14 protein-coding genes are annotated in these 9,158 nt (G+C 71.0%); 9 read left to right on the top strand and 5 right to left on the bottom strand.

The window, feature by feature from the left end; genetic code table 11:
• Positions 1–63: 63 nt before the first annotated feature.
• Positions 64–570, top strand: coding sequence for an FBP domain-containing protein (locus tag AB0C76_RS29995; RefSeq protein ID WP_359971592.1), 507 nt, complete (start codon positions 64–66; stop codon positions 568–570).
• On the opposite strand, the gene AB0C76_RS29990 is transcribed toward AB0C76_RS29995, so the two are convergent.
• Both AB0C76_RS29990 and AB0C76_RS29985 read right to left on the bottom strand, forming a co-directional pair.
• A complete protein-coding gene (locus AB0C76_RS29990; protein WP_359971590.1) occupies positions 551–1,816 on the bottom strand; it encodes an APC family permease in 1,266 nt (421 codons plus the stop codon). The two genes, AB0C76_RS29995 and AB0C76_RS29990, sit on opposite strands and share 20 nt — an antisense overlap.
• A 64-nt stretch (positions 1,817–1,880) precedes the next feature.
• Entirely contained in the window at positions 1,881–2,417 is a 537-nt protein-coding gene (locus AB0C76_RS29985) for a DUF2716 domain-containing protein (protein ID WP_359971588.1), read from the bottom strand.
• 341 nt (positions 2,418–2,758) lie between these two features.
• Here AB0C76_RS29985 and AB0C76_RS29980 point away from each other — a divergent pair, with 341 nt between their 5' ends.
• The 5 genes from AB0C76_RS29980 to AB0C76_RS29960 are packed head-to-tail and all read left to right on the top strand — an operon-like array spanning position 2,759 to position 4,568.
• Positions 2,759–3,079: a hypothetical protein gene (locus tag AB0C76_RS29980; RefSeq protein ID WP_359971624.1), complete on the top strand. Its 321-nt coding sequence runs from the start codon at positions 2,759–2,761 to the stop codon at positions 3,077–3,079.
• Positions 3,076–3,414: a DUF5753 domain-containing protein gene (locus tag AB0C76_RS29975; protein WP_359971586.1), complete on the top strand. Its 339-nt coding sequence runs from the start codon at positions 3,076–3,078 to the stop codon at positions 3,412–3,414. Before AB0C76_RS29980 ends, AB0C76_RS29975 begins: the two co-directional genes overlap by 4 nt.
• On the top strand, positions 3,411–3,599 hold the full coding sequence (locus tag AB0C76_RS29970) for a DUF397 domain-containing protein (protein ID WP_359971584.1): 189 nt from the start codon (positions 3,411–3,413) through the stop codon (positions 3,597–3,599). Before AB0C76_RS29975 ends, AB0C76_RS29970 begins: the two co-directional genes overlap by 4 nt.
• 60 nt (positions 3,600–3,659) lie before the next feature.
• The gene (locus AB0C76_RS29965) at positions 3,660–3,899 is read left to right on the top strand and encodes a DUF397 domain-containing protein (protein WP_359971582.1); all 240 of its coding nucleotides are present in this window, start codon (positions 3,660–3,662) and stop codon (positions 3,897–3,899) included.
• Between the two features lie 45 nt (positions 3,900–3,944).
• Positions 3,945–4,568 carry a hypothetical protein gene (locus tag AB0C76_RS29960; RefSeq protein WP_359971580.1) on the top strand — a complete coding sequence of 208 codons (624 nt, stop codon included), beginning with the start codon at positions 3,945–3,947 and terminating at the stop codon, positions 4,566–4,568.
• Positions 4,569–4,597: 29 nt separating this feature from the next.
• Here AB0C76_RS29960 and AB0C76_RS29955 read toward each other — a convergent pair whose 3' ends face one another.
• The 3 genes from AB0C76_RS29955 to AB0C76_RS29945 all read right to left on the bottom strand — a co-directional run bounded on the left by AB0C76_RS29955 (position 4,598) and on the right by AB0C76_RS29945 (position 7,338).
• Positions 4,598–5,839, bottom strand: a complete 1,242-nt coding sequence (locus AB0C76_RS29955) for a glycosyltransferase (protein ID WP_359971579.1) — start codon at positions 5,837–5,839, stop codon at positions 4,598–4,600.
• A 439-nt stretch (positions 5,840–6,278) separates the two neighbouring features.
• Positions 6,279–6,725 (bottom strand): nitroreductase family deazaflavin-dependent oxidoreductase, encoded by a 447-nt coding sequence (locus AB0C76_RS29950; RefSeq protein ID WP_359971577.1) that lies wholly within the window; start codon positions 6,723–6,725, stop codon positions 6,279–6,281.
• Positions 6,726–6,996: 271 nt separating this feature from the next.
• On the bottom strand, positions 6,997–7,338 hold the full coding sequence (locus AB0C76_RS29945) for a hypothetical protein (protein WP_359971575.1): 342 nt from the start codon (positions 7,336–7,338) through the stop codon (positions 6,997–6,999).
• On the opposite strand from AB0C76_RS29945, the gene AB0C76_RS29940 reads away from it, so the two are divergent.
• The 3 genes from AB0C76_RS29940 to AB0C76_RS29930 all read left to right on the top strand — a co-directional run bounded on the left by AB0C76_RS29940 (position 7,337) and on the right by AB0C76_RS29930 (position 9,112).
• Entirely contained in the window at positions 7,337–7,813 is a 477-nt protein-coding gene (locus AB0C76_RS29940; protein WP_359971573.1) for a hypothetical protein, read from the top strand. The two genes, AB0C76_RS29945 and AB0C76_RS29940, sit on opposite strands and share 2 nt — an antisense overlap.
• 230 nt (positions 7,814–8,043) lie before the next feature.
• Positions 8,044–8,613, top strand: coding sequence for a GNAT family N-acetyltransferase (locus AB0C76_RS29935; protein WP_359971571.1), 570 nt, complete (start codon positions 8,044–8,046; stop codon positions 8,611–8,613).
• A 70-nt stretch (positions 8,614–8,683) separates the two neighbouring features.
• Positions 8,684–9,112, top strand: coding sequence for a VOC family protein (locus AB0C76_RS29930; protein WP_359971569.1), 429 nt, complete (start codon positions 8,684–8,686; stop codon positions 9,110–9,112).
• The last annotated feature ends 46 nt before the right edge of the window (positions 9,113–9,158 follow it).

Here is a 9,158-nt window from a genome sequence, read left to right as displayed (position 1 = left end):
CCCACGCCCGCGCACCGGAAATTGCCGCGACATCGTGCGCGTACGGGTGTTAGCTTCCGCCTCATGCACCCCCTGAACGAGAACGAGATCCGCGGATCCTTCGTCAACTGTTCCAAGGGCGAGGCCCGCCGGCTCAACCTCCCCCGGGGGCTGGCCGAACTCCCTTGGGAGCAGCTGGACTTCCTCGGCTGGCGGGATCCCGGCGCGCCCGACCGCGCCTACCTGGTGGCCCACCACGGCGGCGAGCTCGTCGGCGTCACCCTGCGGGTGCCGTCGGTGCGCCGCAGCCTCACCAAGAGCAACGTGTGCTCGTTGTGCGTCACCGCCCACGCCGGTTCCGGCGTCGCGCTGCTGGCCGCCCGCCGGGCCGGCGCCGCCGGGCGCGAGGGCAACTCCGTCGGCAGCTACATCTGCGCCGACCTGGCCTGCTCGCTGTACGTGCGCGGGCTGAAGAAGTCGACGCTGGTGACGCGCCCCAACGAGTCGCTGCCGGTGGAGGAGCAGATCGCCCGCACGGTGGGCAACCTCGACGCCTTCCTCGCCAAGGTGCTCACCGGCGCCGTCGGGTAGCCCCCACGGCGTAGGCCCCGGCGCCGACCGCGAGGACGGCGGCGCCGGCGGCCACCGATGACGGCGGCAGCGCGAACGCCAGCACCAGGCAGCCCGCGAGGCCGAGCACCGGGACGGCGCGCGGCGGGCGGCCTTCGGCCCTGGTCAGCGTCCAGGCGGACGCGTTCGCGATCGCGTAGTAGGCGAGCACGCCGAAGGACGAGAAGCCGATCGCCCCGCGCAGGTCCGCCGTCGCCGCGAAGACCGCCACCACGGACCCCACCGCGAGCTCCGCCCGGTGCGGCACCCCGAAGCGCGGGTGGACCGCGGCCAGGGCGTGCGGCAGGTGGCGGTCGCGGGCCATCGCGAGCGTCGTCCGGGAGACCCCGAGGATCAGCGCCAGCAGCGAGCCGAGCGCCGCCACTGCCGCACCGGCCCGCACCACCGGGGCCAGCCACGCGGCTCCGGCCGCCCGCACCGCCTCCGAGAGCGGCGCACCGGCGGCGGCCAGCCGTTCGGGCCCGAGCACCGCCAGGACGGCGGCCGCGACCAGCGCGTAGACGACGAGCGTGATGCCGAGGGCGAGCGGGATCGCCCGGGGGATCGTGCGGGCGGGGTCGCGGACCTCCTCCCCGAGGGTGGCGATCCGGGCGTAGCCTGCGAAGGCGAAGAACAGCAGGCCCGCGGCCTGCACCACCCCGTGGAGCGACGCGTCCGCGCCGAGGCCGAGCCGGGCCGCATCCGCATCACCCGATGTCAGGGTCGCCACGACGACCGCCGCGAGCACCGCGAGCACCACGGCGACGACCGCCCGGGTGAACCACGCGGACTTCTGCACGCCGCCGTAGTTCACCGCCGTGAGCGCCACGACGGCCGCCACTGCCACGGCGTGCTCCTGCCCCGGCCAGACGTAGCCGCCCACCGTCAGCGCCATCGCCGCGCACGACGCGGTCTTGCCGACGACGAATCCCCACCCGGCCAGGTAGCCCCAGAACTCGCCCAGTCGCTCCCGCCCGTACACGTACGTCCCGCCGGACTGCGGGTAGCGGGCGGCCAGCCGCGCCGACGACGTGGCGTTGCAGTACGCCACCACGGCCGCGAGCGCGAGCCCGGGCAGCAGTCCGGACCCCGCCGCACCGGCGGCCGGAGCGAGGGCGGCGAAGATGCCCGCCCCGATCATCGAGCCGAGGCCGATCACGACGGCGTCGAACGTGCCGAGCCGCCGCCTGAGCCCGTCCGAGGCGTGGCCGGTCGACGCTTGTCCCATGGTGCTCCCCTGTTCGCCCTGGATTCCGGCGGGCAGGGTATCCCACCTGGGGAAACGGAACCCGTCAGCCGACGGGCTCGCCGTCCCGGCGGATGACGTGCGGGAGCAGCCCGGCGACCTCGTCGGCGATCGCGTCGAGCAGATCGGCGCCGAAGACGCAGATGGACTTCTCCGACGGGTGTCCGAAGACGCCGAAGCGGAAGTCCTCGGCGAGCTGCACGGAGTGGTTCCCGTCCGGGTACGGGCTCAGCGGCCACCCCTGCCACGGCCGTCCCTCGACGACGCGCGGCGTGGACGCGCCGTCCGGCACGAGGTCCGGGCGCAGCCGGTAGGACGTGTGCGGCTGGTCGAGGAGCCAGAGCGCCTCGCCGGGCGGGCAACATCGCGCGAGCCCGTCCTGCACCACGCCGACGAGCCGGTCGAGCTTCCGGTACCCCGGGTCGTCGTCCAGCGCGTCGAGGCTCCACGTCACCGAGGACGCGGGCTCCGAGATGCCGGGAATGACGGACGTGTCGGGTCGGAAGTCGAACGCGGCCTGGAAACGGTTCCAGATCTCGCCGTGCTCGGAGTCGTTGAGTCGCCGCAGGGCCTCGGTGGTCATGGGGGTGAACTTATCAAGGCCTGACCCCCCTTTTGCCACCCCTGCATGTGTCCGCAACCGTGGGGGATTTCTCTCATTGAACCTGGTCAGCGAACATGCGTACGCCTGCGGCACTTCACGGTACGGTGGCCGCACCCGCGGTCTGCCGACGGCCGCGCCCTGCAGCCGGCCTGACGGCGGATCCGGTCGCGGTGGCCCCTCGCCGGCCGGCATGGTGACGGCCATGGACACTGCGACTCGCGCACCCCCGGGACCGAGGTGTGACGCGTGGGCCGGGCCGACGGGGTGACCTTCACGGTTGCCCTCCCGTTCGCCGAAGATCCATCAGCACTGCTCATTCAATGGGCAGTTGGCCGAACGCTCCGGACGCCCCGATCACCCGCTCGACCGCCTGCCGCCGTTCCTCCGGGGCACGGACCACCTGCACGACGTGCTCGACTGACCGGGAGTCCTCTCACCTGCCGCTCGAATACCAAGCGTTCGTCGACCGGGCCACCGCCGATCCGGACGTCGTCGGCCTCGTCCTCAAGGGCTCCCACGCCCACGAGGGCATGGCCACCGAACACTCCGACCCGCTGCCCGGCTGGGACACCGACGAGCTCCTGAGCGTCATCGGGCGCATCCAGCGAACCGGTGACCTCGGGGGATGTTCAGCTGGGTGATCGACGAGGGCGTGCTGCGCAGACCCCTGGGCGGCTGGGATGTACACACGGCCCAGCTACACCGCATCCTTGAGGTCGGACGGACCCGAGGCATGGTGATCCAGGTGCTGCCGCTGGACAGGACAGAACACGCGGGCATGGGTGGCCCGTTCATCCTGATCACCCCCAAAGGGCGTCCTCAGCACGCCTACATCGAGGTGCAGACGAGCAGTAGGCTGATCACCGACCCGGATGAAGTCCGGATCATGAACGCACGATACGGAACCCTCAGGGCGCAAGCTCTCGGCCCTGAGGCATCCATGGCCTTGATCGAGAAGATCCTGGGAGAACGATGAGCATCGAGCTGGCCTGGTTCAAGAGCAGCCACAGCAGCAACGAGGGCGGCGAGTGCGTCGAGGTCGCCGAGACCCCCGAAGCCATCTACGTGCACGACTCCAAGGACAAGAGCGGCCCGCAGCTGGTCTTCGAGCCGGCCGCGTGGAAGGCGTTCGTCGACTTCGCCGCGACCGCCGAGGTCTGAAATCGGCCTCCTGACGGCCCATCGCTAGGCAGCGATGGGCCGTCGGCGTACCGTCAGAACATGACCGGGCCAGCCTGGTTCAAGAGCAGCCACAGCGGCGACTACAGCGCCGAATGCGTCGAGATCGCCTGGCGCAAGAGCACGTACAGCGGCAAGGAGGACTACTACTGCGTCGAGGTCGCCGAAACGACCACCGCCGTCCTCGTCCGCGACTCCAAGGACAAGCTCGGCCCCCACCTCACCTTCTCCCCCACCGCCTGGCAGGCCTTCGTGGACTTCGCCGCGACCGCCGAGGTCTGAGAGAGGGCGTTCCGAGCCGGGTGACAGTTCCACTGCCGCCTGATCGTGTTGGCATGGGCCCACGGCGGAGTGAGAAATCGGATCCGCCGACTTCCCACTCCGTATCGATCCGTTCGGCTCAGTCCTTGCAGACCACGTTCGCGCGCACTTCCGGATGGTCCCCCGAGTCTTTCACGGCTTGGGCCAGCCAGCCGTTGCCCCGGAAGATGGGAGTGCTGGCGTCCCGGTCGTGCCGAAGGCCGGCTGATCGGCGGGGTGATCAACCGCATCGTGCTGGCGCAGGCGACGCGTTTCGCCCTCCCGCTCGAACGGTTCGACGGCGCGGTGCTGTTCTGGGAGGAGACGGGCGGCCTGGCCTCGCACGTGTGGAGCTATCTGCAGGTGATGCGGCACTCCGGCATCCTCGATCGGATCTCGGGCATGGTCGTGGGCGTTCCGCGCGAGATCGGCGGACTGGAGCCCGGCGTGTCCCCGACCCTGCCCGAGATCGTCCTCGACGTCCTCGGCGACCGTGACATCCCGGTCCTGGGCAACGTCGACTTCGGGCACGCGGGCCCGAACCTGCCGATGCCGGTCGGCATCCGCGTCGGCCTGGACGCGCAGCAGCGGACGCTGGCGCTGCTCGAACCGGCGGTAGGGCCGCACGCGATGACGGGACCGGTCGGCTGAGCACCACTGCTCCGGGCGGCGCCCGACGGTCACCCGCCAGTCGGGTCCTGTACGGGTCGGCCGGCCGCCTCCAGCAGCAGCTTCGCCGCCACCGTCGCCCCGTCCGCCCGGATCGTGCCCGCCACGGCCTTGGCCCGCTCGTGCACCTCGGGACTCAGCACCACCCCCAGCGCCTGCGTCAGCGACTCCGCCGTCGGCGTCGGCCCCTGGTGCGCCACGCCGATCCCCAACTCGGCCACCCGCGCCGCCCAGTACGGCTGGTCCGCGATGAGCGGCACGATGACCTGCGGCGCGCCCGCCCGCGAGGCCGTCGTCGTCGTGCCCGCCCCGCCGTGGTGCACGACCGCCGCCACCCGCTGGAACAGCGCCTGCTGGTTGACCTCGCCGACCACGAAGCAGTCGTCGCCGTCGTCGACCACCCCCAGCCCGGCCCACCCGCTCCCGACGACCACCCGACGCCCGTACGCGCGGCACGCCTCGATGACCGCCCCCGCCACGTCCTTCGGCGCGTACGACGCCATGCTCCCGAAGCCCACGTACACCGGCGGATCGCCCGCCGCCAGGAACGCCTCCAACCCCTCCGGCAGCGGACGCCCGTCCGGCAGGATCCACGCCCCGGTCTGCAACAGCTCCAGGTCCGTCATCCCCTCCGACGGGCACAGCACGGCATCCGCCGCCAGCCACGGCCGCTCCCCGAAGACGTGATCGCGGACGTTCTCCACCGGCGGCAGCCCGATCCCGGCCCGCCCGCGGTTGAGCGCCTCGCCGTACAGGCCGTTCACTCGCTCGCCGTCCTCCCGCCACAGCACCCGGAGGTCCGTCTCCCCCTCGGACAGCGGCGGCCCCGGGCGCCGACCGGGCCGGAAGTGCGGCGACGGGATCCCGGCGATGTGGAAGCAGGCGAAGACGTAGGGGACGCCGAGCTTCTCCGCCACGTCCCGAGCCCCCGCCGGCATCAGCCCGGTCGCGAGGATCGCGTCGCACCCGTCCTGCGCCGCCGCGGCGAGCGTCTCGAACCGCGCCTCCACCAGCGCCGGCGCCAGCCGGAAGGCGTCCTCGCCCGTCGGCGGCTTCGGGTTGGCGACGATCGACTTCACCGTCGGCCCGAGCGGCACGAGCGGCACGCCGACCCGCGCCAGCAGAGCGACGAAGTCGTCGTCCGCGGGCGCGCAGACCGCCGTCTCCGCCCCGAGCCCCTGCAATTCCACCGCCAGCGCCGCCAGCGGTTCGACGTCTCCGCGTGATCCCCAGCTCGTCAACAGAACGCGCATTTCCCGGCTCCCGTTTCCGCAGGTCATGACCTTGAGACCGACGATTGTGCGGCACATCGGGGGCCTTGCGGCAAGCCCCCCGATGCGTTATATCTTGATAGTGGCGAGGAGAATGTTTCTTCTCGCCTCTTCCGTTCCCGGGTGTCGTCCGGGCAGCCGTTTCACTCCGAGAGCCGAGAGGCGCCCGGACAGGGTGCTCCGGGGACGGGCATGAGGGGATCGCCTTGGAGCGAAGGAAGCTGATCGGGATCGGTGCGGGGCCGCCGGTCCTACCCGCCTGGTGGGCCGTGCTTCGGGTGACGAGGGACCGGAGAGCCCGCAGCGGTTCCGGTCGCACGAACTCGACCGCGACGACGACCACTCCACCAGGCTGCGGTTCGACCGTCGCGGCGACACCGTCCGCTCCCGGGCGATCAACCCGTACGGCTGGCGTCCGGCCCTACCCGCGCGCGGGCTCCAGCACGAAGACGGGGATCACACGGTCGGTCTTCTCCTGGTACTCGGCGTACGGCGGATACGCGGCGACCGCGCGCTCCCACCACTGCGCCTTCTCGTCCCCGGTCACCTCACGGGCCGTCATGTCCTGACGCGCGGGCCCGTCCTGGAGCTCCACGTGCGGGTCGGACTTGACGTTGAAGTACCAGACCGGGTGACGCGGGAAGCCGCCCTTCGAGGCCACCACCGCGTACCGCCCCTCGTGCTCCACGCGCATCAAGGGGGTCTTGCGGATCTTGCCGCTCTTCGCGCCGCGCGTCGTGAGGATGACGACGGGCAGTCCCGTGTCCCCCAGCGTCGTTCCCTGCGTGCCGCCCGAACTCTCGTACAGCTCGACCTGATCGCGCACCCACTGCGCCGGACTCGGCTCGTACTCGCCCTCAAGAGGCATCGCGTTCACCCCATCGTCACGTCATGAAGTGTGGTGTCCGACAGGTGGTCAGGTAACCGCAAAAGGGCCTACGACCAGCACGAACGAGGATCGTCGAGGCCCTTGTGCCCACTCCGGCCGGAGGCACCTCCCAGATGGAGAAGCATATCGGGAGCCACCCGCGTGTCCGTGTAGTGGGCCGTGGCCGTGCGGTGGTGTCACAGGCAGGTGGGCGCGGCCTCATGAGGGCCGCGCCCGTGGCCGGGCCTCACGCTCGACCCGTTCCGGGTGGTCAGACCTTCCTGATGGTGTACGCGACGCCACTGCCCACGCAGCTGCCGGTGCTCTGCGAGCTCGTGACGACCCAGCCCGCCGGGATCGGGGAGAAGGAGCAGACGGTGGCGTAGCTCTGGTTGGCGGTGTTCGCGATGGTGTACGCGACACCGGTGCCCGCGCAGCCGGCACTGCTGTACGAGCTCGTCACGACCCAGCCCGCCGGAATCGGCGACATGGAACACACGGTGGCGTAGCTCTGGTTGGCGGTGTTCGCGATCGAGTACGCGACACCGGTGCCCGCGCAGCCGGCACTGCTGTACGAGCTCGTCACGACCCAGCCCGCCGGAATCGGCGACATGGAACAGACGGTGGCGTACTTCTGGTTGGCGGTGTTCGCGATCGAGTACGCGACGCCGGTACCCGCACAGCCGGCACTGCTGTACGAGCTCGTGATCACCCATCCGGCCGGAATCGGCGACATCGAACACACCGTCGCGCCGGTCCGGTTGGCGGTGTTCGCGATCGAGTACGCGACGCCGGTACCCGCACAGCCGGCACTGCTGTACGAGCTCGTGATGACCCACCCCGCCGGAATCGGCGACATCGAACAGACAGTGGCGCCGCTCTGCCCGCTCACGTCGGCGATGGTGTACGCGACGCCGGTGCCCGCACAACCGGCACTGCGGTACGAGCTCGTGATCACCCACCCGGCCGGAATCGGCGAGTTGGAGCAGACGGTCGCGCTACCGGCGAGCCGCTGCGGGGCCGCCTGTACTTGCGCGGTCGCGGCGGTCACCAGGCCCAGGAGCATGAGCACGACCGTCACCAGATGAGGTATGCGGTTCCGTACGGACGTCAAGGCCGGCCTCGATTCTTCTCGACGTTCCACGACCACGCCGATGTGGCCGAAGTGAACGATTGGCACACGGTTCCTTCACCGTGGCTGAGATAGTGTCAGAGTTGTTCCTGGGCCACCAGAGTGCCCCGGGTGTCTCCGGCGGACTTCCGGGCCGTTTGGTAAAGCGCTTGCCGCGGGCCGGCGGCCCCTGCTCGAATCGCCGTCGTGAACGCCTACCTGCACACCGACCGCATGACCCTCCGCCGCTTCACCCTCGCCGACCTGGACGACCTCGCCGCCCTGCACGGTCACCCCGACGTCATGCGCCACATCGACGACGGCCGCCCCGTACCCCGGACCGCCGTCGAACGAGCACACCTCCCGGCCCTCCTCCGCGAGTACGACGAACTCCCGGACGGCATGGGCTGTTTCGCCGCCGTCGAGACGTCGTCCGGGCGCTTCCTCGGCTGGGTCTCGCTCCGCCCCGCGAGCAGCGTCGGCCTGGCCGGCGGCGGCATCGAACTCGGCTACCGCATGCTGCCGTCCACCTGGGGCCGGGGCTACGCCACCGAGGGCGCGCGGGCGGTCGTCCACCACGCCTTCACCGAACTCGGCGTCGAGCGGATCGCCGCCACCACGATGACGGTCAACACCGCCTCCCGCCGCGTCATGGAGAAGACCGGGCTGACACTCGTCCGCACGTTCTTCGAGGAGTGGCCCGAGTACATCGAGGGCGCCGAGCACGGCGACGTCGAATACGCGATCACCCGCGAGGCGTGGGCCCGGCTCCGGTAGGTCCGCCCCCGGGCCGACGTGCTGATTCCTCCCCGGGGACGAGGGGTCGAGCCCCTGTTAGGGTGCGCCCATGTCATCGATCAAGCAGTTCCAAGTCACCTTCGACTGCGCGGAACCCGAGCGCGTCGGCCGCTTCTGGTGCGAGGTGCTGGGGTACGCGGCGGCGAATCCCCCGAAGGAGTTCGCCACTTGGGACGACTACGAGAACTCCCGGTCTCCTGAGGAACGGGGTTCGTGGTTCGCCTGCACCGATCCGACGGGCGTGGGCCCGCGGCTGTACTTCCAGCGCGTTCCCGAGGGGAAGGTCGTCAAGAACCGGGTGCACCTCGACGTGCGGGTCGGCACCGGACTCGTCGGCGAGGAGCGCCTCGCCGCGCTCGAAGCCGAGTGCGCACGACTGCTCCCGCTCGGTGCGGTGCGCGTGCAGCTGCTGTACGACGGCCACGACTCGTGCATCGCGATGCAGGACGTCGAGGGCAACGAGTTCTGCATCGACTGATGCCTCCTACCGGGCCGCGCACCCCGGAGATCCCCGAGCCGACCGC

The sequence above is a fragment of the Kitasatospora sp. NPDC048722 genome (assembly GCF_040650235.1).
In the GTDB taxonomy this organism is placed as follows: domain Bacteria; phylum Actinomycetota; class Actinomycetes; order Streptomycetales; family Streptomycetaceae; genus Kitasatospora.
Note: the sequence above shows the minus strand (reverse complement) of the source record. Positions and strands in the feature narration are given on the sequence as shown.